Raw genomic sequence first — 1,251 nt, forward strand, 5'->3', positions numbered from 1 at the left:
GTAGAAAAATATTTTGGAGAAATTGATATAAAAACTGAAAACAATATTTTTGATGTAGAGATTATTATGTATATATAGTTGTAAAATTTAACGCATTTGTAATAAATGCGTTTTTTTATTGCTAAAAATGGAATATAAGTGGTTAATTTCGGCATGTTAAAATTTTTAATAAAAATTATGATAGAATAAAAATGTAATTAATGTTTTAAAAATATATTTAATAAGAGGATGGTTTTATGAAAAAGAAAATAAGTATTCTTGAAAAAAACATCTGGAGATTTATTGCACCATTAGCGTTGTTTATAACAACAATATCAGTTAATTCTACATGTATGTTTGAGTTTTATCAACCAAAGATGCCTAAAGGTAGTGATAAATTAAATAAATTTAGTAATAAATAATAATGGAGGAGTATCTATGATGAAAAAAATTATATCTATTTTATTAACAATTAGTATATGTTTATTGTTATGTGTATCCGTATTAGCTAATCAAGTAAACACAGATAATGAATTAGCTAATAAGTTAGGTATATCAATTGATAAAATGAAGAATTTATCACCAAAACTAGTTGAACAATTACATAAAGATTTTGATAATGTAAATGTATTATCTACTAATAAATCACATTTTATTATTGAGAAATCAAAAGATACAAATAAATCTAAAATTATAAATATATCAGAAACAGAGTTCAGAAATCTAACAAAAAATAAAATAGACTATTATGTTTCTGATGATAAATATTTTGTTGGAGTAGGAACTCTTACATCATATATTCTTTCAGATAATTCAATAGCAATGTCTATGGAATTATTGGATTCATATAAAACAGGAGTATCAGGTTCATTTGAAGTTTTAATGAGTATAGAACATATAAAAGGAGATAATGTTGGTGGTACTACATTATATTCTCGAAATAGACCAGACGGTTCTTATATTGAACAAGGTAGTATTGAGCATGGTTTTGATTATGTTGCTACGATATATACTGTACCAGAAATGGTTACTGAGACAGATAGATATCTTTATTTATCAACTGATTGTGAGGGAGATACACAGAATCAAGTTATAAATACAGATTTCGCAGTATGTACATATAATTTAAATATTACTTTATGGCCAGAGAAGATTTCTGAATTATTTGATAATTTTTTTATAGAAAGTAAAACTTATCATTATTCTGATGGTTGTAGAAGCTGAATGAGCTAAAAAATATAATTTTTATATATAATTTTTATATATAATTTT

Annotated in this window: 2 protein-coding genes; both read left to right on the top strand. The window is 23.4% G+C overall.

Annotated features, from left to right (window positions below; translation table 11 throughout):
- Window positions 1–236 precede the first annotated feature (236 nt).
- The gene (locus B5E58_RS13225; RefSeq protein ID WP_088110098.1) at window positions 237–401 is read left to right on the top strand and encodes a cyclic lactone autoinducer peptide; all 165 of its coding nucleotides are present in this window, start codon (window positions 237–239) and stop codon (window positions 399–401) included.
- Between the two features lie 16 nt (window positions 402–417).
- Window positions 418–1,203, top strand: a complete 786-nt coding sequence (locus B5E58_RS13230; RefSeq protein WP_088110099.1) for a hypothetical protein — start codon at window positions 418–420, stop codon at window positions 1,201–1,203.
- Window positions 1,204–1,251: the final 48 nt, after the last annotated feature.

Origin of the sequence: Tyzzerella sp. An114 (assembly GCF_002161055.1) — a bacterium.
Classification (GTDB): Bacteria; Bacillota; Clostridia; order Lachnospirales; family Anaerotignaceae; genus Fimicola; species Fimicola cottocaccae.

Excerpts from the sequence above, each read along its gene's own strand:
- B5E58_RS13225 (WP_088110098.1), top strand. The coding sequence starts at position 237 with ATGAAAAAGAAAATAAGTATTCTTGAAAAAAACATCTGGAGATTTATT.
- B5E58_RS13230 (WP_088110099.1), top strand. The coding sequence starts at position 418 with ATGATGAAAAAAATTATATCTATTTTATTAACAATTAGTATATGTTTA.